Origin of the sequence: Pseudomonas sp. REP124 (genome assembly GCF_020164475.1) — a bacterium.
Taxonomy (GTDB): Bacteria; Pseudomonadota; Gammaproteobacteria; order Pseudomonadales; family Pseudomonadaceae; genus Aquipseudomonas.
The window spans coordinates 1-22,123 of record NZ_JAIQWX010000065.1; the positions used below are offsets into that span (position 1 = coordinate 1).

Consider the following 22,123-nt stretch of genomic DNA (forward strand, 5'->3'; position numbering starts at 1 on the left):
GCGAAGGGATCCCGAGCCTTGGCGAGGGACCGAACGTCGGGGCGAGACCTTTTGGTTACTTTTGGGGCGCTTGCCAAAAGTGACTCGACCGTCAGGGCGAAACCAGAAGCGGCCGTTACCGCAGCAATGGATATGTACTCAACCTCAAAACCGCCATCGCGAGCAGGCTCGCTCCCACAATTTGACCGGGTATATCAGAAAAATCAGCATCGTCAGTGAGGCCGCCTTCGCGGGCAAGCCTCGCTCCTACAGATTGAAACCGGGTATATCCAGGCCGCCTCGGTTCACTCTTCCTCCGGCACCACCTTGTTCTGAGTCAGATACCGATCCAGCGTCTCATTGGAATCCGTCACCGAATTATCCCCCGCCACCTGCCACAACCGCCGCTCGATCCCCTGCGCCAGCATGTGCCCTACGGCCGCTTCGATCGCCGACAGCACGCACAATTGCGCAGGTTCGTTAGTGGTGTAGCCGACCTCGGCCTCCAGCAATTTCTTGAACTCGATGAACTTGAACACGCCGGCACTGCGGGCCACGGAGTAGATGGTCTTGCTGGTCATCACGTTGGCCAGCACCTGCCCGCTGCGCACATCCACTGCCCGCAGGTTCACGGTGACCTGGTCCACGCGGTACTCGCGGGAGATGTCGATACCCAGGTAGCGTGCCCCTTCCCCGCCGCTGCGCACGTTGGTGTCGTAGGCGATGATCCCGCCCTCGAGCATCATGTTCGCAGCCTGCAGCGGTGGCAGTTCGGACTGGATGTTCACCGGGGTGTTGGGTTTCTTCTGCGAGGCACGGATGATCTTGCGTTCGGTCAGAAGGTTCTGCAGCCCTTCACGCTCGAGCACCACGAACCAGCCGCTGGCCTGCATGGCGTCCATCAGCATGCTCGCCGCGCCCTGGGTGACGCTGGTGGAGAACGAGCTGGCCGGGGTCGGTTTGTACTGACCGGTCTGGTCGCGGAAACCGTACACCACTGCCATCAAGCGACCCTTTGGCCGAGGCATGTTGATCAAGTCGTAGTAGGTCGAAGCCCTGGGGGTCAGGGTCGGGGTTCTTTCGTCCTGCTCGGCCGGCATCGGCTCGCGCAGACTGCAACCTGTCAATGCCGCCAACATCAGCCCTAGCGCAATTATCTTTTTCATGTCCTTAACTCCCCTCGATCCGAATCCCTATCAATTCAGGCCGTTAACCTTGATTTCGGAAACTTCGCCTGTAGCCCGATCGGTCACTTCAATCGTCAGTGCACCCGAGTCGTCGACGACGTTGACGATGAACGCGTCGGTGGACAGGCTTCCCGTGTTGCCATTGTTGATGTTGTCCAGCAACTGCCCCAGCAACCGCGATTGCAGCTGCGCGCTGAAGCGTTCCAGGGCCGAGGTACCGGTGGCCGCAGTGCGACTCTTCAAATCAGGGTCGTCGTAGTCGTTCTGCGCCTGGGCGTTATTGAGCAGCCAGGTGCCGTTCAACGGGTTGCCGCCGAACGATGGGTTGACCGGGGTGTAGACCAGCTCGGTGGCCTGGACCAGCGCACTGGCGCCGAGTCCCAGCAGGCACAGACCCGCGCTTTGCAAAATCACTGTTGTTTTCATAATTCGTCCCTCTCAAGGTCCGTGGTGTCCTGCAACAAGGCTTCCAGTTTTTTCTGCACAATCTGTCCGCGTACCCAGTCGGCGGCGTCATAGGCCTCGTCCTTGAGCTCCACGGTGTTCGGCGGCAGAAAGCGCCGATAAATCAGTCTTTGTTGAAACTCCACAGTCACCAGGCTGCCCCAGCGAGCCGATGGCCGTTCGCGTACCACCAGGTTGAAATCCATCGGGCTGGTGGCCCGCAGGCGTTCACTGAACGAGTAGTAAAAGTCGTGACCGATGTGCGAGATCGTGTCGTCGATGATGAACCCGAGCATCTCGTCCTCTTCCGCGGCCGAGGCCACGCCGGCGCTCAGCACCAGGATCAGCGCCAGGCAGAAGCGGTTCATGGCTGCAACGCCTGTGGCGCGGTGGACTGACCCTTGACCGGGCCGGTGCCATCGGTAAAGGCTTTCTCGGCCACGAACTGCCAATCCTTGTAGCTGGCCATGCCATTGAAGTCCGACCACTGCGCGGGAAAGCCCGTCTGCTTGAGCGGCTTGTCGGTGGACGCGCTGCTGATGCCGGTAATACGCCCGTCGAAGCCGCGCATCAAAAACCATTCACCGCCATTGATCGGGTCCGGATAGAGCTGGCGCAGATGATGTTTGGCGCTGGGAAAACGCTCGTCCTGCAACAGGTCGGCCAGCTCTTTCGGGTACTGGGCCAGGCCAGGCGAACTGCGGTAGTAGCTGCGCAGCGCCTGGGCGTACTGGGTGCCGACCCAGAGCAACTGGTTTTCCCGGTCGCGGCGCGAGGCGGTGGCCCACAGTTCACCGGCACTGGCCAGGCCCATGCCCATCACCACAATCAGCATCAGCACGCCCAGGTAGGTGAAACCACCCTGGGAAGCCGGCTTACCACTCGGAATAAAGGCTGCCATCACGCGCCCTCCCTGTGGCACCGCTCTTGATGTCCGACACGCCGCCAGCGACGCCTTCAGGCGGTGGCACCATGACCCAGGTGTCCTTGCGCTCGGCAATCGGGTCCATCGGCGGGTTGCGCAGGTAGCGCAGTTCCACCAGTTGATCGAGGGAATCGGGGTAACGCCCGGTGTCGCCGTAGTAGTGATCCAGCGCCTCGCGCATGGCCGACAGGCTCTGACGCAGCGTGGTCTCCTTGGAGGCCTCCAGGCTGTTGAAGTAGCGTGGCAAGGCAATGGTCATCAGGGTTGCGATGATTGCCATGACCACCATCAGTTCCAACAGGGTAAATCCCTTTTGCCGGCGCATATGCTCACCACTCCCGGTACGCGATGCCGTTGAGGCCTTTGCCACGGGCCTTGGAGTAGACGTCGAAGACGTCCTGGCCATCCCGTGGGTTTTCCGCCGAACTGTCGTAGGAGCGCAGGCCCCAACCACCTTCGTCGTCACGCTTGACCGTCGCCAGCGGGTCGTGGGGAATGCGCCGCAGGAAGTAGAACTTGGCGCCCTTGGCACTGCGCACGTCACGCACGCCCTCGACCAGCACTTTCAGGTTCGGCGGATAGCCGCTGCTGTCCAGCGACTTCTCGATGTAGCCCGCATCGAAGGCCCGTTTGTAGGCATCGATGGCATCGCGGATCTGGTACAGCGCAGTGCGCAGATCCTGCTCCTTGCCACGGCGCACCAGGGTCTCGGTCAGCGGCGCGGCCATGCCGGCCAGCAGGCCGATCAGGGCCAGCGTGACGACGACTTCGATCAGGGTGAACCCGCGTTGCGAGGCGTTCATGATCAAGGCTTCCCGACGCTGATTTCGACGTTGGTGTTGGGGTTGACGCTGGTGTTGGTGGCAATCGGCCGATCCAGTTGCTGTGGTTGTACCGACGACTGCAGGCTGCGATCCGGCGCCTGGATGTGCATGCTGGTTTCGGTGCCGGTGGTGAACTCCATGTCCGACGGGCTCTGGTACGGCAGGTTGCGCACCACCCGTGGAGTGATCGACAGCACCAGCTCGGATTTGCCCACGGTGTCCTTGTTGCTGCCGAACAGGCGGCCAATACCCGGAATGTCGCCCAGCCCCGGAATCTTGTTGCCAGTGGAGCCATGGTCGTTACGCATCAGGCCGGCGAGGATCTGGGTTTCGCCATCGTGCAGACGCAGGGTGGTCTGGGCGTTGCGGGTGTCGACCTGGACCGGAATGGTGCCTTGGCGGGTCGGTTCCAGCGGCGTGGCGTTACTCACTTCCAGCGCAACCTTGATCGCCACTTCGTTGTTCAGGTGTACGGTTGGCTGCACTTCCAGTTTCAGACCGACGTCCAGGTAAGTCACGCTTTCGGTGATCACCGGCCCTTGGGTCGACGGCACCGAAGTGGCGCTGATGATCGGCACGCGCTGACCGATGTGGATACGCGCCTGTTCACGGTTGCTGACGCGGATCACCGGGCTTGCCAGGGTGTTGATGTCGTTGTCCTGGGCGTTGATCTTGGCCTGCGGCGACGGCGAGATGGTGATCCGGCTGGAGTTGATGCCCTTGAGCTGATCGAGCAGGGTCACTGCCGAACCATCGCTGTTGACCACGCCGAAGGTGTTCGGCCATTGCAGGCCAAGATCAAGGATGCGCTGGGTGGCGACTTCCATCACTTCCACTTCCAGCACCACTTCAGGGTTGGACTGATCCTGCGATTGCAGCAGCTTCTCGGCCATGCGGATCGCGTCGCCGGTGTCGCGCATGGTCAGGGTGTTGAGGCGCTCATCGACGAACACGTCACGGGTCTTGAGCATGGTCTTTACCATGTTCAGCGCGGTGTTGGCATCGATGCTGGTCAGGTAGAAAGTGCGCATCACCAGCTCTTGATAATCCTTGAGCTTCTGCGGCGAATCCGGGTAGATCAGCAGGGTGTTTTCGTTCACCACTTTCTGGTGCAGCTGGTTCTGTTGCAGCAGCAGCGCCACGGCGTCCTCGATGCGCACGTCACGCACGAAGATGGTGGCTTTCATGTCCGGGCGCAGGTCCTTGTCGAAGATGAAGTTCAGACCGGCGACCTGGGACAGCACTTCGAAAATGGTCTTCAGATTGGCATCGCGAAATTCCAGGGTCACCGGCTTGTCCAGGCGGGTGCGCAGCTGCGGGTACTGAATCACGTTGCGGCTCTGCACCAGACGGACGTTGCTTTGCAGTTCCAGGGCGCCTTCGTTGTTGGGGTCCAGTTCGAGGATCTGTTTGACCTGACGGTCGGCCCCGTAGATGTCACCGCGACGCAGATCGCCACGGGCCAGTTCGAGTTTTTCGTCGAGGCTGCGCATGTGATCGAGCTGACGGATGTTGTCCTGGGCGCGACGGTTGTTCGGCTCGATGGCCAGCACCCGCCCGTAGGTCAGGCGAGCGGTGGCGAAGTCGCGCTGGGTGCGGGCCATGTCGCCTTGGGCCAGCAGCGCGGTCACGGCGCGCGCGCGGCCGCTGGTCAGCGCCAGGTGAAGTTCGGTGTCCCGTGGGTTTTCGCGCAAACCTTCTTCGATCCGCGCCAGGCCGGCTTCGTACTGACCCGATTCCATCAGGCTGACGCCTTCATCCTTGGCCACCTGGGCCGAGCTGCAGGCAGCCAGACCGGCACACAGGCACATGCTCAAAAACAGACGGGATTTGTTCATTGCGCGCTCCCTACAGACAGAGTCTGGGACAAATGCAGAGGCAGATAGACCAGGCTCAGTTCCATGTCGGAAATCCGCTCGATCTTCCATGTTTCGTCGATTACATCCCCTTTGCGCACGACGTAAATCTTCTCGCCGTTCTGCAAGAACACCTGCAGATCGGTACGGTCATCCATCCGGCCGACGAACTGGAACGGCATCGGTGGTGCAGTCGGGGCCTGCACGACCGGGGCGACGGTGACGGGTTGCTCGGTGACGACGGCCAGGGTCGGCGCCGCTTTCCAGCTGCGGGCAGCGAACAGATCGCCGGCCGGGCCCAGGTCCTTGATTGCCGCTGGCGCCGCTGCAGCCTTGGCGGCCGGCGTTTTGCCGTCGGCGCTGGCCTTGGCGGGCGTGGCCACGGCGGCCACTTCCACATCGGCTTCTTCGGCCGGTTTGAAGGCATCGGAGAACCAGGTCAGCGCTGCCGCCGCACCCAGGAACGCCACCCAACCCACTACTCGTTTGCTGTTCATCATGACCTCGACAGGTAAAGGGTCATGCGGATCCGTCCGTTAAGGTCGGTGTCGGCGATCTTCTTGCGTTGCAACTCCAGGTCTTCCACCACCACCGCCGGCAACTGCCCGAGCAAGGCGTGCATGAAGCGCCGCAGTTGCGGGTAGCTGCCACGCACCGGCAGCAGAATCTGATAGCGGGCCAGGTGAGTCTTCGGATCGATCCCCAGCGAGTACTCGCCCCGTGCCAGGGTGATGCGTTCCTGGGCGGCCAAGGCGTAGATCTTGTCGATGGCGACGGTGGCCTGCGGCTGCGACGGCAACTTGCTGCGGAAATCATCGAGCTGGCGCTGCGGCACCACCGGAGCGGCCACCGTGCCGTCTTCGACCTTGGCCAGGTACTCGCGGGCTTCGCGGGTCTGCTGGCTGAGGCTTTGCAGCGACTGCCAGTCCGGCAGCAGACCGGCCAGGCCGTACACCAGCGCAACCACCACCAGGGCCATGCCAGCCAGGCCAGGCACGCCCAGACGTTGCAGGTATTCACGGACGATCAATTTAGGGATTTGCATCGCCGATCTCCCAAGTGGCCGACAGGTTGAAACGAACCGGTTGCTCCGGCACGTTGGTCACGATTTCGTGGCTCAGCAGCGACACGTCGGACAGCTCGTCGGTTGCCTCCAGGCGCTGGTGGAAGTCGAGCATGGCTTCCAGGTCCCGGGCTTCGGCGCTGATCCGCACCTGGCCCTTGCGTGCATCCGGAGTCAGGCTCAGCAGTGCGACGTTTTCCCGAGGCATGGCTTCAAGGGTGGAGAACAGGCGCTCCCAAGGGCGGCGCAGCTGTTGCGAGACCTTGCGCATTTCCGCCAGGTTCTGTGCCTGTTCGCGGGTTTCCGCCGGGCTCAGGCTGACTTTGCCGCCGGTGCCGGTACCTGTGTCGCCGCTGAGTACGCGCTGGGTGGTCTGCAGGTGGCCTTGCTGTTGTTCGGCCTCCCCGCTCAGGTGTTGCTGAACCACCATGCAGGTCAGCGCCAGTACCACACCGACGGCCAGCAGGCTCCAGCCCAAAGGGGTCGACCGGCTGCGGGGTTGAAAGTCGAGCATCAAGGCGCGCATATCAGGCCACCGCCCGGGACATGACGTACAGGCAATCGTGTACGCCAGCCCGGTCCTCTTCGAGGGTCCGCAGGTGCACGCCGTGAATCTCGGGGTGCGATTCGATGCGCGCCGGAGCGTGCAGGTAAACGTTCAGCGGCCGTTCGCTGGTGGAGGCCAGCAGCTGGCTTTCACGGCCGATCAGCGCGGTCAGCGCGGCATCGCTGTCGTTGCTGCCCACCGAACGCACCGAGGTCCAGCGCCCTTCGCGGGCGACCAGCAACACGCTGCGTACGGGTTCTGCGACCACGAACAGGAAGTCGCCGGTTTCGAAGCTCTTGTCGAAGTGGTTGAAGGCCGCCATCAGGTACGGCTGCACCGACTTCAGATGCAGTTTGCGAGCGCTGGCCAGTGCGCGCAGACGCTCCAGCAAATCCTGTGGCAGCGCCGTGGCGATCCGGTCGTAGCCGGCAGGCTCGGCCGAGAGCACCAGGCTCCAGGGCTGGTTCGCCACGCCGTACAGGTCTTCGAAGCACAGTTGGGCGAAACCCTGCAGTTCGTCGGGGCTGCTGATCTGCTCACTCCAGGGCACCAGGCAGAAGCGGCTGAAGTGACCGGAAACCACCACGGTCAGCTCCGAGCCTGCGCGGGCATGCTCGCCCAGCAGGCGGTCGAGGGTTTCCAGGGCCACGGTCCAGGCGCCGAAGCCTTCGTCGATGTAGCCGACGCTGCCCAGCCACAGGGTTTGACTGCCCTGACGCTGACCCAGGCCGACACCACTGGCGCCGATGACGGCGACAAAACGCTCACGAGATAAAAGTGACACGATTGATCTCCTCGAGAGTGGTCCGGCCTTGTTGCACCAACTCCAGCGCGGATTCGCGCAGCAGGTGCAGTCCATGTTTGCAGGCGTGCGCCTTGATTTTGGTGATCGGCTGGCGCTCGACGATCATCTGCCGCAGTTCGTCGTCCAGGTGCAGCAGCTCGGCGATGGCGCTACGGCCGCGATAACCGGTGCCGCGGCAGTGACCGCAGCCCTTGCCGTGCACGAAGTGGTAGTGGTCGACCTGTTGCGGATCCAGGCCCGAGGCTTCCAGTTCTTCGGCGCTTGGGGTGTAAGGCGCGCTGCACGTGGCGCAGACCAGACGGATCAGACGCTGGGCCAGCACCGCATTGAGCGCCGAGACCAGGCTGTAGGGATCGATTTCCATCTGGGTGAAACGGCCGATCACGTCGAACACGTTGTTCGCGTGGATGGTGGTGAACACCAGGTGCCCGGTGAGGGCCGATTGCACGGCGATCTGTGCGGTGTCCGGGTCGCGGATCTCACCGACCATGATCTTGTCCGGGTCGTGACGCAGGATCGAGCGCAGGCCGCGGGCGAAGGTCAGGCCTTTCTTTTCGTTGACCGGGATTTGCAGCACGCCCGGCAGTTGATATTCCACCGGGTCTTCGATGGTGATGATCTTGTCCACGCCGTGGTTGATCTCGGTGATCATCGCGTACAGGGTGGTGGTCTTGCCGCTACCGGTGGGGCCGGTCACCAGCACCATGCCGTAGGGCTCGGCGGCCAGGCGGCGCAGCTGGCGCAGGGTTTCCTCTTCGAAGCCCAGGGCCTGCAACTGCACGCCGCAGACCTTGTCGGCCAGGTCCTGTTTGTCGAGCACCCGCAGCACTGCGTCTTCGCCGAAAATGCTCGGCATGATCGACACCCGGAAGTCGATCTGCCGACCGTTGATGCCGATCTTGAAGCGACCGTCCTGTGGCACGCGTTTTTCGCCGATGTCCAGTTCGGCCATGACCTTGACCCGGGAGATCACCTGTTCGGCGAACTCGCTGCCCTGGATCTTGGAGATATTGTTGAGCACGCCATCGATGCGGTACTTGATCACCAGGCCGCTGCCGGTGGTGCCCAGATGGATGTCACTGGCGTGCATCTTCAGGGCATCGTACAGGGTCGAGTTGACCAGCTTGACCACTACGCTGGAGTCTTCGCTGATGCTGGTCAGCGACAGGGTCTGCAGGTTGTCGATTTCGATATTGCCGTCCGACTGCGCATTGAGCGATTCCACCGCGTGGAAGCTCTCTTCGTGGCGTGCCAGGTAGGCTTTGAGGTCGTCGGCGTGCACCAGGTGCAGCGGCGCGCCGTGCAGGCAATCGTCGATCCAGGCCAGGCGCGCGGTGTCGAAGGGGTCGGCGAACACACCGATGACCGCATCGTCGTGACGCAGCAGGATGAATTCGCGCTTGAGGCATTGGGCCAGGGTGACCCGGTCGAATACCGGCGTCGCCTGGAACAGGGCGTCGGTGTCGAGCACCGGATAATGCAGGGTGGCGCCCAGACACTGAATGAACGGCATCGGCGCCAGTTCGCTCAGGTCGGCAAGGGCATTGAGGACGCGTTCGCCGGAAGCGGCGGCCAGGATGCGAGCCTGGGCTAATTGTTCACTGGTAAACCGGGTCGGTACGCAGTCCAGCGGCACAGCATCGACGACAAGTGACAGACGGTCCATGGCTTGCTCTCCAACGCCCGGGGCTTTGAGCCCTGTCGGCGCGGCGAGCAATTGCGGCGGGTGCCGGAACGTCTTGTCGCGCCATTACTCCCCGGTGAGCAGTTGTTCGTCGTCTGGCGCTTTGGATACCGTTGAACCTCGTCGGCGATCCGCAAGCACCCAACTTCCGTCGTACAACTGCAGCGGGAAACTTTCGGTCCTGCTCTGGCGTCGTTCGACAAAGCCTTCGGATGGGCTCGCGTTCGCGTTGGGTTCGCGTTTCACCTCAAGAAGATCGCAGACTGCACGGGCCAATTCCGCCAATGGAAAAGGTTTGAACAGGATGTGGCTGACTCCCAGCTCCCGGGCCCTTTCGCAAACCTCTGCGGTGGGGTGCCCCGTAATCAGCACGAAATGGCATTTCCTGTTCTGGCGGACGGCATCGAGCACCTGAAAGCCTTCCATATCGGGCAAACGGTAATCGAACACCATCACATCGGGTGAAAAGCGTTCGGCTTCGCCAATCGCCGTCTCACCGTTGTGAGCTATCCGGACTTCCAGTGCTTGCGCCTGCAGGTAACCTTGCAGGTTTTCCGCCAGCAGCTGTTCGTCTTCAACAACCAGTACTTTTTTGTTCAACAAGGTGGACTCCTTGAAACCGCAGGTCCGAATACCGAACCTGGTAGAGTGCGCGCCTTGATAGGTCTAACGCACACTTCATGCCAGGCTGAGCGCCGGTAATTTTAAGTCTTCATGTCCTTGAATTTACTGACAATGCCTTTTTGTCCACGTCCCCCATTCCCCACAAACGGGGGAAACCGAACGGGTGCGCGTCGAAGCCATTCCCCACTTTTGGGGGCAAGCCTTCATTCGTCGTCGATTCGTTCGATCCGGTTGCCGGCGCGCAATTGCGCCAGAACCTGCAGGCGAGCCTGGACATGTTTCTGTCGGGCAAGGTACGCCCGTACCATGTCAAGTCCTTGCTCTTGTGTGACATCGCTTGCCTCCATTCGGTTCTCTAAATAGATCAAATGCCATCCAACTGGCGTACGCACCGGTTCGCTGATGGCCCCCGGTGCCAGGGCGAAAGCCGCCGCCTCGAACTCGGGCATCATACGTCCACGGGGGAAGTAGCCCAGTTCGCCGCCCTGGCTGGCGGATTCATCTTCGGACGACTCGCGCGCGACAATGGCAAAGTCCGCAGGCTGTCCGATTTTTTTACGGATTGCCTCCAAGCGTAGTCTTGCGGCGGCTTCAGTGGAAGCCTCCGCACCCTGAGGCACCTTGATCAGGATATGCCTGACCTGAATCTGTTCAGGCTGGTTCATCTCGGCACGATGCTCGTCGAAGAACGCCTTGACCTCCTTCTCGTCCGGCTGACCGGCCTTCTGGATCTCAGCCTGGTTGAGTTCGGCGTAAACCTGCTGTGCCGCCAGCTCGCGACGGGTGTAATCGGTGTAGGTTGCCTCATTGAAGCCGGCATCCTCAAGCCTGCGTGCAAACGATTGCGCTCCGCCCATGGCTTGACGGGTCTGGTCGACCTGGCTCTGCACCCTGGCGTCGCTGATCTGCACCCCGCGCTTTTGCGCTTCCTGCCACAGCAGTTCCTTGTCGATCAGCGCATCCAGCGCAGCATTGCGCAGCTTTTTATAGGCCGTGGGGTTACGGATGCTTGCCACCGCCCTGCCCTGATCCTCCAGGTACTCGGCGAAGTAGCGCTCCAGGCGCATCTGGGTGATTTCCTCGCCGTTGACCCGTGCCGCGATCGGTTCATTGCTGCTGAACGCATGGCTGCTGAATGTCATGGGCACCCACAACGACAACATAACCAGCACCGTGTTGAGCTTCATGTTCGACCTCCAGTCAAGGCATGGCGGTAATGGGTTTGTAAGGGGCAACCAGATAGAAACGCTGGTCGGGCAAGTCCACGGTGACCACGTGGGCGCCGCTCAGGCCCAGGCGGCGGCCCGGACCGAAGCTGATCAGCGGGGTCAGGCCGGTGTCGAAGTCATGCAGGCTCTCCAGAGCGCTCACCAGTTTTTCGCGGCTGGCGTCGCGCCCGGCCTGTTTCATGCCTTCGCTGAGCAGCATCATCGAGCTGTACGCGCCGACCTGCAGCACCGCATGTTCGCCGCCCAGGCGTTGACGCTCGCGCAACTGGGTCAGGGCCATGCGCCCGGCCTGGGTCCAGTCGCTGGGCACGAACGGATACGCCAGGAACACCCGCCGGGAAAATCCGCTGGGCACTTGCAGCAAGTCGCCCGCGACCTGATTCGAGGCGGCGAACAGGTAAGGCACCTGCCCCGCCGTCTCCAAGCGTGCGGCCAAGCTGCTGAAGCCTGTGCTGCTGCCCAGGTAGAACACCGAGCGCGAGCCCAGAGGCAGGTCGTCCTGCGCCGATTGATAGGCTTGCAGACGGACTTTCTGCCAGGCGTTGTCTTGCAGGTATTGGGCGAGCTTCTGCGCCGCCTCGCGCTGGCCGGGTTCGTCCGGGTAGGCGATCAGCGTCGGCCCCTGGAGCACCCGCAGGCTGGCGGCGGCGTAATCGGCCAGGGCGATCATCTGTTCGCGCAACCCCGGCAGCGGCTCGAAGATCTGCCGGCTGGCCTGGGCCGCCCCCTGCAGCGACAGCGGTCCGATCAGCGGCACGCCGGCCTGATCCAGGCGTGACGCCAGTTCCGAGTCCAGCGCCGGCACCAGCGGGGCAATCAGGGCGAAGACCTGTTCCTGTTCGATCAGCCGGTTGAGGGCCTGCTCGGCGCTGGCGCGGTCGGGCCCCGGATCGAGAATCGTCAGGCGCAACTGCCGGCCATGAATGCCGCCCGCCTCGTTGATGCGCGCCACGCTGCCACGCAGCACCGCCGCCACCGTGGCGCCCTCCTCGCCCAGCGCGCCGCTGTTCGGCAGTAAGGTGCCCAGGTGCAGGCTGTCGGGGCTCAGGCCCGGATCGCGGTCGTCGGCCAGGCGTTTCAAATACGCCGTGAGGTTGCGCTGATCGTTCATCGACAGCACGAAGCGCGGCATCGCCGGGTCCAGATGGTTGTTGGCCGGGTCGCGCCCTTCCTGCACCGCACGGGCCAGGGTGCCGTCGGTATAGGACGGGTAGCTGCGCCCGTTGATCTGTTGCTGACCGTAAGTGCTGGTCAGCCGCGACCAGCTCAACTCCGGCGGCCGCACCCCGCCTTCCGGACGCCCCTGGCCGTCGGCACCATGGCAGTTGGCGCACGGCAGGCTGGTGGCCGGCAATAGCGTGCCCGCCGCGCCGATCCGCGCCATGATCGGCTCACCGCTGGCCGACACGCCCTCGCGGTACAGGCGTTTGCCGGCGCTTTCATTGGCATTCAATGTCAGCGCCTGGGCAGCCAGGTTCAGACCGCAACAGAGCAGCAGGCCGAGGATCAGGGCGCTTTTCATGACCCGGACTCAGCGACCGGCCACGGGCATTGTCAGCAGCTGCAAGCGCTGGGCAATGGCGGCGGCCGGGGCATCGGGACGGATCTTGCTCCAGCGCTTGTTGGCCACATCGCCGACAATCAGCTGGGTCGAATGTTGCTCTGGAGTCGGCACGATCTGGCCGATTCGGCTCAATACAAGGTCCATTTGCGCCTTGTCGCCAGTTAGAAAAAGCCAGTGGGGCCCATCGACGCCCTGCTTCAAGGTGTAAGCCTTGAGTACCGCCGGTGTATCGCGCAGCGGATCACTGGTAAGGGAGATAAAGGTCACGCCGTCCGCCTTGTCGCCCAGCACTTCACGTACTTCCTTGAGCTTCTGGGTGATCAGCGGGCAGGCATCGTTGCAGCTGGTGAAAATCACGTTGAGCAGCACCACACGGTTCTGCAGGGCATCGCTGTAGAAACGCAGGGTGTTGCCGTTCTGGTCCTGCAGGGGCGTATCGGTGAACCAGGTCTTGGCGTCGCGGGTGCCACCCGCCGGTTGTGCAGCGGGAGCTGACGATGCCGCCACTTCCGAACCAGGCGCCGGTTGCACATGACCCTCGTGGGAAAACGCCATGAAGCTAACGACGCAAAAGCATAAAGTCAGGCAGATCAAGGCGAGGGCTTTCATGGCTGATGCTCCATGGCGATGGCGGTGTGCTTGGCGTGGACGTTGCGTTCGCCGCTGAGTTTCTCGACCTGCTGGCTGAGCACTTTCGGATCGGTGAAACCGTAGTAACGGGTCCAGTGGCGGCTGTTGCCGTCGCCCACCAGAATCAGCGGCTGATGGCTCTTGAAGTCACCGCTGAAACTGCCCAGGCCCTTGAGGGTTTCGTTGACCGACTGCGGGGAACCTGTGAGCCAGCTCCAGCCCGGCCCTTTCTGGAAGGCGCGGGCGTATTCGTTCAAACGCTTGGCGTCGTCGCGCTGCGGGTCGATGCTGATCGACACCAGCTGCACTTCCTCACCGACCCGCGCGCCCAGCTGGGTCTGCACCTTGCCCATGATCGAGGACACCACCGGGCAGACCGTGGTGCAACTGGTGTAGATGAAGCTCATGACCACGATCTTGTTGCTGACCAGGTCCTTTTCCAGGCTCACGTTCTTGCCGTTCTGATCCACCAGGGTCACGTCGGCGAACTTGACCTGGGCGCTCTCCGAGGAAGCGCTCTTGGCCGACATGTCGTGGCCGGCGTGTTCATCCGTCGAATGGGCCATGGCCTGGCCGATGCCGACGGCTAGCAGGCAGAGTGTCAGCAGTCCACTTTGTGCAAATCGGTTCATGTCGATGTCCTCTTCAATGAGCGTGCTTTCAATGCGCGTGCTCCGGCAACACCCGAACGCTGGCAAATGTTTGATCGCCGAAGTTCATGCCCAGGGACGCGGCACGGACGTGCAGGTACCAGGCGCCGTTCTGGTTCAGGGTGACCGGGGCTTCATAGACGCCGTCGCCGACGTCCCGCGCGGTGACCGTTTGTGGCCGTGAACTGGGAGCCAGGAAGTAACGCACCTGCACGTCTGTCACGCCGCTGCGGCTGGTCTTCTGTTTGCCCTGGACGATGCGGAACCGCACGGTGTAAGGGCTGCCCAGATGCGTGGTGGATTTGTCGAGCATGAACTCCACTTTCGGCACGCCGGCGGTTTGCGGGGCGCTGTCGTTGGTCTCCACCACGGTGCTGAAGCAGTGCACGATGCTCGGTTGATTGAGCAGGAAAGCCACGTCGAAACGCCCGGCCGGCGGCAGTTTGATCCGCGAGCTGTACAGCCCTGGTTCGACTTCGCGCAGGCTGCGGTCGATGACCATCGCTGCCCGCGCCACTTGCCCGCGGTTGGGGTAACCGGACATCGGCGCGTTCATGCCTTCGGCGTAGAAGTAGGTGGTGTTGTCCACCGGGTTGACCACGTACACCGAGTTCTCGTCCCGCGACACCGCCAGGCTCGAGGCCAGCGGCAAGTCACCGGCCATGCGCGGCGACTGGGTGCCGGCTTCGAAACCCTGGGTGATCGGCTTGCGGCCTTCGCCCAGCGACGCCAGGTTGATCATGGTCACCTTGGACGATGCCAGCCCGCGAACGTAGGCGTAGTTCTTGGTGAACACCACCTGGTAAGGCTCGGCGGACACGTCAAGGTCATGGATCAGTGCGTCGTTGGCGGCGTCGATCACCGACGCCTGGTTTTCCAGGGTGTTGAGCACGATGCCGAAGCGACCGTCGGCGCTGAAGCCCATCGGGCCCAGGCCCTGCTTGAGCTTGATCACCCGCCGCACCGACTGGCTCGCGGCGTCGACCACCGTCACCGTGCCGTCCCTGCCATCGGCCACGTAGGCGGCACCGGACAGTGGCGAGTAGACCACCGACAGCGGATGTGAGCCGGTCTTGAGCTGTTTGATCAGGGTCAGGCTGGCGATGTCGATGATGCTCAGGGTGCCGTCGTCGCGGTTGGTAACGAAGGCGAAGCGGCTGTCCTTGCTGAAGGCGATTTCGTGGTGGCCGCTGCCGGTTGGCAGGTGCTTGAGGGTCTTGAGGCTCACGCTGTCGATCACAGTCACGCCTGATAGCTCAGCGGTCTTGGCGTTGTTGCCGACCCACAGCAGGCGCTCGTCCGGTTGCAGGGCCACGCGCACCGGGTTACTGCCGGCGGCCACCGAGTCGATCACCTTGAACTGTTCGCTGTCGATCACCGCAACTTCGTCAGCGGTGGGCATCGAGACGAATACCCGCTTGTTGTCCTTGGGAGTGACCCAGTCCATCGGCGGTTGCTTGATGTCGATCCGCGCCATGGTGCTGGTGATGCCGCCCACCGAGACAGACGGATCCACCACCATGACACTGGCATCGCGGTTCATCACCAGCAGGAAATAACTGTTGAGGTCGAGCAGCGGCCGTGCGCCGATGTTCGATCTGAGGAAGGTGCTCACCCGCGACTTGCAGCTCTTGTCGCGGCCCTGGGCCTGATCGGCGGCGGTCACCTCCGGGTCGATCCATGCACCGGGAGCGACGCCCGCCAGCGGCTGACCGGAGGCCTTGTCCGTCACGCGAAATTGCACGTCGGCGAACTCGCCTTCGCGCAGTACCCCGTCCTTGGCCAGCGCCCGCACTTCGAGCGCCACCGACACACCGTCGCGCTCAAGGGTCTGACCTTTCCAGGTGTTGGGCAGCGCGACCTCGCTGAGCAGGGTTGGCGGTGTCGTGCGCGATACGCCGTACCAGATCAGCGCAGCGCCGACGGCGAGTGCACAACTGGCAATTGTGATGGTCCTGTTCATTGCAAAACTCCCGTTCAGATCCTTGCCCACGACCCACCTGTATCTGTAGGAGCGAGGCTTGCCCGCGAATGCTTTATCAGCCACCGCTTGAAACCGAGGTGTCCCCTTCGCGGGCAAGCCTCGCTCCTACGGGGCTGGTGTGATTCCACCACCCCGTCCCCCCACCCTACGGCGCTGGCGCCGGTTCAGGCTCGTTGGTCACCCGCAGCAGCCCCCACAGCCCTGCGGTATTACCGAAGGACGCGTTGTCGCGGTACAGGTAGTCCCCCGCTATCGCATTGCTGCCCCCGGCGCTTGGGTGCATGAAGCTGAAGTGCGCCGCCGGCAACACGCTTTCCCTGGCGCCGATGTACATCGACATCGGGTTGTAGCCGAACTTCACCGAACCGATCCCCGGTGCTCCCATCGGGTAACCACCCAAATCGCTCTTCTCCGACACGAACGGGTTGACCGACCAGACGTGACCATCAAGCTGGAAGGTCGAACCGCGACTGCCACCGGACGGCATCAGGATGTGCGTACGGAACGGCTGGCCCGGTTTGACATAGAACACCGGCGTTTGCGGATCGCCCCCCACCAGCGCGTTGCTGTAGGCCTGGTGCGCGTTCGGTACGTTGCCGTAGGTGCCAGGGCTGCCGGCGTGACCGAACGGTGCATCCGGGGCCAGGCCGAAGCGGAACCACATCGGTTCGACCTTGTAGTTGATGGCCATGCTGGCGTTGTCCTTCGGATCGTTCGGTACGCCATTGCCTTCCGAGGCAATGCCTTCCACCGGCCGCCCATTGGCCCAACGAGTGTTCAGGGCGCGCTGCCAGACCATCGCGAAATCACGATAGGCGGTCTGGCCCGGTGCGGTCACCGTGGCCGAGGCGCGCTTGGCATCCTCGACCCAGGTGGAGCCGATCGGCAGCACACTCATCGCACCACCCAGACCTTTTTGCGGTTGCTTGATGACATCCGCCGGGGTGAAGTTCAGCCCGCCGAACTCCACCGCCGTGGCGTTGATGTTGTCGACGTTGCGACCCAATTGGGTGATCGGCTTGCCTTCACGCTCCAGGTGCCCGGCGTAGTACTGATAGGTACGGGTCGGGTACGCGCCAGTGTTGCCAGCACGCGGTGGGACGGTCTGGATCGGGTTGGCACCGACGTTGGCGCCGTCGGACTTGGTGATGTCATAGGACAGCAGTTGCGCGTGCAGGCCCACATGGCTCGATGGCCGCAACAGGTTGTTGTTGAAGGTGGTCGAGCCCATCCCGTCGTTGCGGTCACGCTTGGCCAGGCCTTGCAGGATCGCGGTTTGCGCCAGGTCCGGCATGACACTTGGCAGACGGTTTTCCAGGGTGATGTTGATGCAGTCACCGGCCGCCGCGCGCAGGATCAGCGGCTCGACAGGTACACCGGGCTTGAGCTTGCCGGTGGTCGGATCGAGATCGCCCTTGCGCACATACAGGACCGCAGTCGGGTCATGCAGCGGCCCGCTTTGCCCGCCGATGGTGAAGGTCTCGCCATCTTCCGGATCGGTCACTGTGACCTGTGGAATGTTCACCGTGCGCGAGTTCAGCACCAGGGTGCCGCCTGCCGGTTTCAACGGCCCGCCGACATGCTGGCCGATACCTTGCGGATCACCGATGGTCAGGCCCAGCGGATTGCTCAGGATGTCGTTGGCCAGCGCCGCCACCACTTCGTAGTTGCGTTGCACGGTCGGACGAGTCCCGATGCCGTTGGGGTTGGCGCCAATGCGTGGGCAAATGCCGTCGAACGCCACGGTGTTGCGCATACCGGTCGGTTTCGGGTTGTTCGGCAACGCGAACAGGTCGCTGCGTTGTGCGGTGTAGTTACGCATCACGCCCCAGATGCCGTTCCAGTAACCCTCGATGGACGCGTCCATGGTGTACAGATAGTCACCGGTGGTCGCCGCCGCGCTGGAGATCATCGACACCGGCGCATTGAAGCCCATCTGTTCGGAGATACCGACCATCTGCGACGCGCGCCAGCCGGAGTTGGAGCTGTTGCCGAAACCGGAACCGCTCTGCAGCCATTTCACGCCGTGCAGGGTGACGTTGTGCTCCTCTTCGTGGCCGCCGGCATGCACCCGCAGCCGCACGTTGTCGCCGGTGTAGGTACGCAGCATCGGGGTGAACGGGTCACCCGCTTCGGCGCCGCCCTTGTTGATGTGTGGCGGGAACAGCGTGGTGCCGCCGGTTGGCCCGGTGGCCGAGGTGATCAGGTTCGGCGCCAGGTTCATCGCCGGGATCGCACGGTCGGTACGGCTTTGCATGGCGTACGCCAGGTCACCGCCCAGGCCGTCGGCCTGCATGCCGCGCTTGCCGTCAGGGCCGACCTTGTTCGGGTCGAACACCCGCAGGGCCAGCGGTTCGTTGCGATAGTTGACGACGAACATGCCTGGGTCATCCACCGAGACTGCCTGCGGGCAAGGTCGGCTCGGGCAGCCCGGCATCACGCCGCCGCGCAATTCCACCACCGATTCGAGCAACTGACTGGTGTTGTCGCGCACCGGCGGGTTGATCGCGTAGCGGAAGCTGTCGGCCGTGGCCGGGAAGGCTTGCGCGTTCGGCACGCCATCGGGACCCGCGCCCACATACACGCCGGCTTCATAGGCGTGCTGGAAGTCGCTGTACTCGAGGAAGAACTCACGGAAGCTGTCGTTCTTGCCGTCGCCATCGAGGTCGCCGGTGGAAATCACCGCCTGCCATGAAGTCGGCCCGCCGTCCTGGCGCGCACCGCTGTACAGCGGCTCGCCGGTTTCGGCGTGGAACCAGGTGGAACCGGCAGGTTCAGCCAGCACGGTGGCGTACAGACCAATCTGCTGGTGAGTCGATGGGCCGAGGTGGTCGTGGGTGAAGATGGTGCCCAGGCCACGGTCAACGCCATAGGTATTGATCACAGGGTCGACGAACCAGCGCTGCATGGCCGTCCGCGCCCCCACCCAGTCGGCCCGGCCATACTGGCCGAAGAACGGGTGATTCTTGGCTTTCGGACAGGCTGGAGTGCCGTCGCGCGGGTCGGTGCCTTCGCACTGGTTGTACTCGCGAATGGCGTGGATGCGTTCCTGCACGGCACCTGGGGAGAGCACGCCGTCTTCATAGTTCCAGCCGTTGGACGAACCATCCGCCGCAGTCAGGTCCCATTTCGGCAGGTGAATGTGCTGGCCGATCACGTCGGTCGGGGTGCGCACCTGATAGTCGTCCATCTCATAGACGGCCGGCACCAGGTTGGTTTGCTGGTATTGCACGCAGTCGAAGGTGTTCATGCGCATCACCAGCGGCTCTGGCGGACGCTGCTTGGTGATCACCGGCCAGGCGTCTTCCCACAGCGCCAGGATGCGTGCCTGCGGGAAGTGGTAACCGACTTTGTTGTACACCGCGTCGAACTGGATGTTTGCCGCCTTGTAGATCCGCGGACGGTCGGCGGTGAAGGTCGAGGCACCGACGAACGACATGCCGTCCATGCGCTCGCCGCTGGCGAATTCGCCGGTACCCGCGCTGCTGGTCAGGCGTTTTTGCCGGTCATCCATGCAGGGTTCGTAGTACGGCGCGCCGGCAATTGGCAGAGCACCGTTGGTGCGGAAGTTGCGCGCCACGATCTGGCTGCCGGGCAGCACGGCGTAGCTGGGGTGTTCCTTTTTGGCGTGGAAAGCCATGGCGGCCTGTTCGACCTCTGTGCCTTCTTCCGGCAGATAGATCGGTTTGGCACGGGTGACTGTCTTGGAGAAATCCAGCGAAGTGGTGATGGTCTCTGCCTCGCCACCTTCGGATACGCCGCCCAAGGCATGGCGCGGTAAGCCGCCGTCCCAGCCACCGGACTGATTCGGATCGAGGTTGGCCCACAGCGCCTTGCCAGTGGCTTTCAGGGCTTGCGCGGTGGCGGCGTCGAGCATGTCCAGCGGAGGCGTCGGAGGGCGCTGGCCCACAGAGCTCTCCATGCCACCGATCCAGAATGGATAGCCAGGGTTTTTCAGGGTGCCGTCGGCGTTGCGGTTGGCTTCGCTGCGATCGATCAGCGCGAGCGAGCCGATGGCTTGAGAGCCACCGCCATGGTGTTCGCCGTCATCGTCATCTTCCTCGTCATCATCGTCGTCGTTGGCGGCCACCAGGGTCTCGCCGAGTTTCGGAATGACCGCAACTTTGCCCGGCATCGGCGCCATGGCTTTGCCGGGCAGCGGCACGACGGCCGGAATCGGCGTGCCGGCCACGATCTCGCCATCGGGCAAGGCTCGTGCACCTGCCGCCGGTTTGCCGTTGCGCAGCGCAAAAGGTTCAGTGTGGAAGCCATCGGCACCTTGTTGCGAGACCTCCAGTTTGGTGCCTTCTTCGAACACGTCGTGTACCCGCCACATGGCCCACATGCCTTGGGCGAAGTGCGGATAGAAGTGGCAGTGGTAGATCGCATCGCCCGCTACCCGGTTGCGGTTGCCCGAACCGCCGTTGGCGATTTCATAGGTGTAGCCGGCACCCGGACCGATGCCCTGGGCGTCGACGTAATCGGAGTTGTCGTCATTGGGGTTGAACAGCCACTGATGGCCGTGCAAGTGGAAGATATGGTGTTCGTAGCCGTTGTGCGTATTGCGGAATTTGACGAAGTCGCCGATGTAGCTATGGGCAACGTTCGAAGGCTCCGACGGGTACAGTGCCGCGGTGGCCTTCACGCCAACCTGATCGGCGCGGGGAGTCTGGCCCGGAGTGATGCCTTCAAGGCCGGCGTTGGCCGGAACGTCCACCAGCATCGCCACGTCGCCAACGGTGTGGGCGCTGAGGAAGAACTCTTCGTAGGCGCAGGACAGGCAGTCGTGCATCGGGCCGACGCCCAGCCGGTTGGCGACCACTTCGGCACCCATGCCACCGGAACCGTAGTTGATCATGAAGGAGTCACGCGTCGGCTCCAGCACGTGGGCCATGACCGGGTCGGCCCAGTAAGCGGGGAACGCCTGGGTCACCGCGGTTTCATCCTGGAATTGCGCGGAGAAATCGCGGAACGGCTCAAGCCGGTTGGGAATCGCCGGGTTGCGCTTGCCGACGCTTTCCAGCGGATAGGTCGCGGCGGGGAAACTGCCATCGGCGTTGCTGCCCATGACAATCGCATCGGCTTCGCTGGAGACGATTTCATTGCCGTCGACCATGTTGATGATCGGCTTGCCGGCTTTGCCTTCGCGAATCCAGGGCTCGCGCTGCGGGTAGCGTGCCTGGTAGTCGACGATCGGATGACCGGCCGGAGTACGACCGGTGCTGGCCAGGCGCATCTCTTCTTCGGTGATGGTGTTGCGGTAGCTGCGGCCGTTTTTGGGCATGACCGCCACCTGGCCGAACAGGCCGTTGGCATTGTTGCCGGCGGCACCCTCGCTGCCGAAAGTGGCACCACGGCTGCTGACCGTGAACGCGCCTTCGCGTTCGGCGAACAGGGTGTAGGAACGACTGGCGCCGGGGGCGATCAGGGTGTTGGCGTTGCGCCCGGTGAACGAGGAGATGTCATCGATGCTGTTGACCGCCTGCATGCCGTTGACCTGAAAGCCGACATGGCGGTCGGCGACCTGCTCGTCGACCTTGAACTGATCGGTGTTGCCGGCTTCGATTTCGCCGCCTTCTTCTTCCTCTCCTTCCTCTTCCTCCTCACCGCCATCGTGGGAGCCGGGGTTGGCCTGGTACGCCAGCAGGTTCTGCAGGTTGACGGTCAGGCAGTCACCGGCAGCGACCCGCAGCACCAGCGGGCGCGGACGCTTGTCGGCGCGCAACGAAACCTTGCCCGGTACCGCCGCACCACCCTGCTCCAGGGACACCTGATTTACATCGACCACATCCCGGCGCAGGGCGTACATCATGCCGTTGACGTTCTGTGCCCCCAGGCGGTTGAACATCAGTGGCTGGTCCAGCGCCACGACGTTGGCCACCAGGTTGCGTTCACACCGCGCTGCGGCTTCCGCGACCTCGATACCGAGTACAGAGGCGGCTAATACAAGCCACGGAAGGAGGTTTGGGACATGGTGTATTCCGATCATGATCACGAGCCTCGAAGTGGGTGCTCACAGGGAATAATTCTCGACAAATCCCCTTGAGCAATCCGCATGCCATAAAAAATTCATTGGTTTTTCATGGGGTTGTGATTGCCACTTAATTCAGCGGGGGAAATTCCCCACT

19 protein-coding genes are annotated in these 22,123 nt (G+C 63.0%); all 19 read right to left on the reverse strand.

Annotated features, from left to right (window positions below; genetic code table 11):
• Positions 1 to 284: 284 nt before the first annotated feature.
• Positions 285 to 1,145, reverse strand: a complete 861-nt coding sequence (locus K9857_RS16835) for a CsgG/HfaB family protein (RefSeq protein ID WP_224537612.1) — start codon at positions 1,143 to 1,145, stop codon at positions 285 to 287.
• 30 nt (positions 1,146 to 1,175) lie between these two features.
• Complete coding sequence (locus K9857_RS16840) at positions 1,176 to 1,592, reverse strand: curli assembly protein CsgF (protein ID WP_224537613.1); 417 nt, start codon at positions 1,590 to 1,592, stop codon at positions 1,176 to 1,178.
• On the reverse strand, positions 1,589 to 1,978 hold the full coding sequence (gene csgE / locus K9857_RS16845) for a curli production assembly/transport protein CsgE (protein WP_224537615.1): 390 nt from the start codon (positions 1,976 to 1,978) through the stop codon (positions 1,589 to 1,591). Before csgE ends, K9857_RS16840 begins: the two co-directional genes overlap by 4 nt.
• On the reverse strand, positions 1,975 to 2,511 hold the full coding sequence (locus K9857_RS16850; protein WP_175380307.1) for a type II secretion system protein: 537 nt from the start codon (positions 2,509 to 2,511) through the stop codon (positions 1,975 to 1,977). Before K9857_RS16850 ends, csgE begins: the two co-directional genes overlap by 4 nt.
• Positions 2,486 to 2,860, reverse strand: a complete 375-nt coding sequence (locus tag K9857_RS16855; RefSeq protein ID WP_175380306.1) for a type II secretion system protein — start codon at positions 2,858 to 2,860, stop codon at positions 2,486 to 2,488. The genes K9857_RS16850 and K9857_RS16855 overlap by 26 nt, the downstream gene beginning before the upstream one ends.
• Positions 2,861 to 2,864: 4 nt before the next feature.
• Positions 2,865 to 3,338 carry a type II secretion system protein gene (locus tag K9857_RS16860; protein ID WP_224537617.1) on the reverse strand — a complete coding sequence of 158 codons (474 nt, stop codon included), beginning with the start codon at positions 3,336 to 3,338 and terminating at the stop codon, positions 2,865 to 2,867.
• Between the two features lie 2 nt (positions 3,339 to 3,340).
• The gene (locus K9857_RS16865) at positions 3,341 to 5,197 is read right to left on the reverse strand and encodes a secretin N-terminal domain-containing protein (RefSeq protein WP_224537618.1); all 1,857 of its coding nucleotides are present in this window, start codon (positions 5,195 to 5,197) and stop codon (positions 3,341 to 3,343) included.
• Positions 5,194 to 5,712, reverse strand: coding sequence for a hypothetical protein (locus tag K9857_RS16870; RefSeq protein ID WP_224537619.1), 519 nt, complete (start codon positions 5,710 to 5,712; stop codon positions 5,194 to 5,196). The genes K9857_RS16865 and K9857_RS16870 overlap by 4 nt, the downstream gene beginning before the upstream one ends.
• Entirely contained in the window at positions 5,712 to 6,260 is a 549-nt protein-coding gene (locus tag K9857_RS16875; RefSeq protein ID WP_224537621.1) for a GspMb/PilO family protein, read from the reverse strand. The genes K9857_RS16870 and K9857_RS16875 overlap by 1 nt, the downstream gene beginning before the upstream one ends.
• On the reverse strand, positions 6,247 to 6,804 hold the full coding sequence (locus K9857_RS16880) for a PilN domain-containing protein (RefSeq protein WP_224537622.1): 558 nt from the start codon (positions 6,802 to 6,804) through the stop codon (positions 6,247 to 6,249). The genes K9857_RS16875 and K9857_RS16880 overlap by 14 nt, the downstream gene beginning before the upstream one ends.
• Position 6,805: 1 nt before the next feature.
• Positions 6,806 to 7,609: a hypothetical protein gene (locus K9857_RS16885; RefSeq protein ID WP_224537624.1), complete on the reverse strand. Its 804-nt coding sequence runs from the start codon at positions 7,607 to 7,609 to the stop codon at positions 6,806 to 6,808.
• Complete coding sequence (locus tag K9857_RS16890) at positions 7,590 to 9,296, reverse strand: GspE/PulE family protein (protein WP_224537626.1); 1,707 nt, start codon at positions 9,294 to 9,296, stop codon at positions 7,590 to 7,592. Before K9857_RS16890 ends, K9857_RS16885 begins: the two co-directional genes overlap by 20 nt.
• Before the next feature lie 84 nt (positions 9,297 to 9,380).
• Positions 9,381 to 9,914, reverse strand: coding sequence for a response regulator (locus K9857_RS16895; RefSeq protein WP_411961579.1), 534 nt, complete (start codon positions 9,912 to 9,914; stop codon positions 9,381 to 9,383).
• A 227-nt stretch (positions 9,915 to 10,141) separates the two neighbouring features.
• Positions 10,142 to 11,125 (reverse strand): peptidylprolyl isomerase, encoded by a 984-nt coding sequence (locus K9857_RS16900; protein WP_224537630.1) that lies wholly within the window; start codon positions 11,123 to 11,125, stop codon positions 10,142 to 10,144.
• Between the two features lie 13 nt (positions 11,126 to 11,138).
• Entirely contained in the window at positions 11,139 to 12,689 is a 1,551-nt protein-coding gene (locus K9857_RS16905; RefSeq protein ID WP_224537631.1) for an ABC transporter substrate-binding protein, read from the reverse strand.
• Between the two features lie 9 nt (positions 12,690 to 12,698).
• Positions 12,699 to 13,340, reverse strand: a complete 642-nt coding sequence (locus K9857_RS16910) for an SCO family protein (RefSeq protein ID WP_224537632.1) — start codon at positions 13,338 to 13,340, stop codon at positions 12,699 to 12,701.
• On the reverse strand, positions 13,337 to 13,993 hold the full coding sequence (locus K9857_RS16915; RefSeq protein WP_224537634.1) for an SCO family protein: 657 nt from the start codon (positions 13,991 to 13,993) through the stop codon (positions 13,337 to 13,339). The genes K9857_RS16910 and K9857_RS16915 overlap by 4 nt, the downstream gene beginning before the upstream one ends.
• A 28-nt stretch (positions 13,994 to 14,021) precedes the next feature.
• A complete protein-coding gene (locus K9857_RS16920; RefSeq protein WP_224537636.1) occupies positions 14,022 to 15,974 on the reverse strand; it encodes a YncE family protein in 1,953 nt (650 codons plus the stop codon).
• A gap of 166 nt (positions 15,975 to 16,140) precedes the next feature.
• The gene (gene mnxG / locus K9857_RS16925; RefSeq protein WP_224537637.1) at positions 16,141 to 21,984 is read right to left on the reverse strand and encodes a manganese-oxidizing multicopper oxidase MnxG; all 5,844 of its coding nucleotides are present in this window, start codon (positions 21,982 to 21,984) and stop codon (positions 16,141 to 16,143) included.
• Positions 21,985 to 22,123: the final 139 nt, after the last annotated feature.

What these genes read in the sequence shown, in the direction of transcription:
- K9857_RS16835 (WP_224537612.1), bottom strand. Translation starts at nt 1,145, where the DNA reads ATGAAAAAGATAATTGCGCTAGGGCTGATGTTGGCGGCATTGACAGGT.
- K9857_RS16840 (WP_224537613.1), bottom strand. Translation starts at nt 1,592, where the DNA reads ATGAAAACAACAGTGATTTTGCAAAGCGCGGGTCTGTGCCTGCTGGGA.
- csgE (WP_224537615.1), bottom strand. Translation starts at nt 1,978, where the DNA reads ATGAACCGCTTCTGCCTGGCGCTGATCCTGGTGCTGAGCGCCGGCGTG.
- K9857_RS16850 (WP_175380307.1), bottom strand. Translation starts at nt 2,511, where the DNA reads ATGGCAGCCTTTATTCCGAGTGGTAAGCCGGCTTCCCAGGGTGGTTTC.
- K9857_RS16855 (WP_175380306.1), bottom strand. Translation starts at nt 2,860, where the DNA reads ATGCGCCGGCAAAAGGGATTTACCCTGTTGGAACTGATGGTGGTCATG.
- K9857_RS16860 (WP_224537617.1), bottom strand. Translation starts at nt 3,338, where the DNA reads ATGAACGCCTCGCAACGCGGGTTCACCCTGATCGAAGTCGTCGTCACG.
- K9857_RS16865 (WP_224537618.1), bottom strand. Translation starts at nt 5,197, where the DNA reads ATGAACAAATCCCGTCTGTTTTTGAGCATGTGCCTGTGTGCCGGTCTG.
- K9857_RS16870 (WP_224537619.1), bottom strand. Translation starts at nt 5,712, where the DNA reads ATGAACAGCAAACGAGTAGTGGGTTGGGTGGCGTTCCTGGGTGCGGCG.
- K9857_RS16875 (WP_224537621.1), bottom strand. Translation starts at nt 6,260, where the DNA reads ATGCAAATCCCTAAATTGATCGTCCGTGAATACCTGCAACGTCTGGGC.
- K9857_RS16880 (WP_224537622.1), bottom strand. Translation starts at nt 6,804, where the DNA reads ATGCGCGCCTTGATGCTCGACTTTCAACCCCGCAGCCGGTCGACCCCT.
- K9857_RS16890 (WP_224537626.1), bottom strand. Translation starts at nt 9,296, where the DNA reads ATGGACCGTCTGTCACTTGTCGTCGATGCTGTGCCGCTGGACTGCGTA.
- K9857_RS16900 (WP_224537630.1), bottom strand. Translation starts at nt 11,125, where the DNA reads ATGAAGCTCAACACGGTGCTGGTTATGTTGTCGTTGTGGGTGCCCATG.
- K9857_RS16905 (WP_224537631.1), bottom strand. Translation starts at nt 12,689, where the DNA reads ATGAAAAGCGCCCTGATCCTCGGCCTGCTGCTCTGTTGCGGTCTGAAC.
- K9857_RS16910 (WP_224537632.1), bottom strand. Translation starts at nt 13,340, where the DNA reads ATGAAAGCCCTCGCCTTGATCTGCCTGACTTTATGCTTTTGCGTCGTT.
- K9857_RS16915 (WP_224537634.1), bottom strand. Translation starts at nt 13,993, where the DNA reads ATGAACCGATTTGCACAAAGTGGACTGCTGACACTCTGCCTGCTAGCC.
- K9857_RS16920 (WP_224537636.1), bottom strand. Translation starts at nt 15,974, where the DNA reads ATGAACAGGACCATCACAATTGCCAGTTGTGCACTCGCCGTCGGCGCT.
- mnxG (WP_224537637.1), bottom strand. Translation starts at nt 21,984, where the DNA reads ATGATCGGAATACACCATGTCCCAAACCTCCTTCCGTGGCTTGTATTA.